This is a genomic window from Bacillus sp. JK106 (assembly GCF_053663355.1).
Map to the genome: position 1 here is coordinate 1 of NZ_JBSJQC010000010.1, position 1,637 is coordinate 1,637.

At 45.6% G+C, this 1,637-nt stretch carries 5 tRNA genes and 2 rRNA genes; all 7 read left to right on the forward strand.

Annotated features, from left to right (window positions below):
• Positions 1-30: 30 nt before the first annotated feature.
• Positions 31-146 (forward strand): 5S ribosomal RNA (rrf, locus tag ACWJJS_RS19805).
• A gap of 45 nt (positions 147-191) precedes the next feature.
• A tRNA-Asn gene (locus ACWJJS_RS19810) sits at positions 192-266 on the forward strand.
• A gap of 2 nt (positions 267-268) precedes the next feature.
• A tRNA-Thr gene (locus ACWJJS_RS19815) sits at positions 269-341 on the forward strand.
• Between the two features lie 295 nt (positions 342-636).
• Positions 637-711 (forward strand) — tRNA-Gly (locus ACWJJS_RS19820).
• Positions 712-743: 32 nt separating this feature from the next.
• Positions 744-820: transfer RNA gene (locus ACWJJS_RS19825), tRNA-Arg, on the forward strand.
• A gap of 16 nt (positions 821-836) precedes the next feature.
• Positions 837-913, forward strand: a tRNA-Pro gene (locus tag ACWJJS_RS19830).
• Positions 914-1,213: 300 nt separating this feature from the next.
• Positions 1,214-1,637: ribosomal RNA gene (locus ACWJJS_RS19835) — 16S ribosomal RNA — on the forward strand; the annotation flags it as partial.

Genomic DNA, 1,637 nt, shown 5'->3' on the forward strand with positions numbered 1-1,637 from the left:
TATCTAGTTTTGAGAGAACACTCTCAATGGTTTGGTGGCGATAGCGAAGAGGTCACACCCGTTCCCATGCCGAACACGGAAGTTAAGCTCTTCAGCGCCGATGGTAGTCGGGGGTTTCCCCCTGTGAGAGTAGGACGCCGCCAAGCTTTTTATTTTATCTACCATGTTTTTGTTTATGAAGCTTATAATATTCCGCAGTAGCTCAGTGGTAGAGCTATCGGCTGTTAACCGATCGGTCGTAGGTTCGAGTCCTACCTGCGGAGCCATTGCTTCCATAGCTCAGCAGGTAGAGCACTTCCATGGTAAGGAAGAGGTCAGCGGTTCGAGCCCGCTTGGAAGCTTATCTAAATACGTTGATCTGAAGCAGTTTCCGAATGTTATGGAACTGTTATTTTTTGTTTAGTTCAGTAAAAATCTGTTGCTGATTGTACCAGTTAAGGTATAGGTATTTAGCGCGTCTTCTGATGAAGCCTTTCTTCAATGATGCAAAAGAGATTAACATAATTAATTGTTAAACGGTATTGACTTTTATCAAAACCTTGATATAATTACTTTTGTCATAATGAACAGTATAAATAACAATACGGTTTACCGCCATCTGAGGCTGTATTCTGGCCATGCATTACATTTTTACTTGCGGAAGTAGTTCAGTGGTAGAACACCACCTTGCCAAGGTGGGGGTCGCGGGTTCGAATCCCGTCTTCCGCTCCATTTTATCCCAACGGGATATTGTGAAATTAATTGCGCCCGTAGCTCAATTGGATAGAGCGTTTGACTACGGATCAAAAGGTTAGGGGTTCGACTCCTCTCGGGCGCGCCATAATATTTTAAAAAATCGGGAAGTAGCTCAGCTTGGTAGAGCACATGGTTTGGGACCATGGGGTCGCAGGTTCGAATCCTGTCTTCCCGACCATTCTCAAGCTTTAAAGATAATATACTGGTTTTCTTTTTTTCTCTTTTTTAAAAAAATGCTTGATTTATAGAGAAGCACCGTGGTATATTATTAAACGTCGCTGATGGACAGCAGACAACAACAAAAAGCTTCGGAAACAACTTAAAAAAGTTGTTGACATAAAAGAAGCTGGGTGGTAAGATAATAAAGTTGCTTCAACAAGCGGTAATGATCTTTGAAAACTAAACAAGACAAAACGTACCTGTTAATTCAAAGTTTTAAATAAATCGCACAGCGATGTGCGTAGTCAGTCAAACTACTTTATCGGAGAGTTTGATCCTGGCTCAGGACGAACGCTGGCGGCGTGCCTAATACATGCAAGTCGAGCGGACAGATGGGAGCTTGCTCCCTGATGTTAGCGGCGGACGGGTGAGTAACACGTGGGTAACCTGCCTGTAAGACTGGGATAACTCCGGGAAACCGGGGCTAATACCGGATGGTTGTTTGAACCGCATGGTTCAGACATAAAAGGTGGCTTCGGCTATCACTTACAGATGGACCCGCGGCGCATTAGCTAGTTGGTGAGGTAACGGCTCACCAAGGCGACGATGCGTAGCCGACCTGAGAGGGTGATCGGCCACACTGGGACTGAGACACGGCCCAGACTCCTACGGGAGGCAGCAGTAGGGAATCTTCCGCAATGGACGAAAGTCTGACGGAGCAACGCCGCGTGAGTGATGAAGGT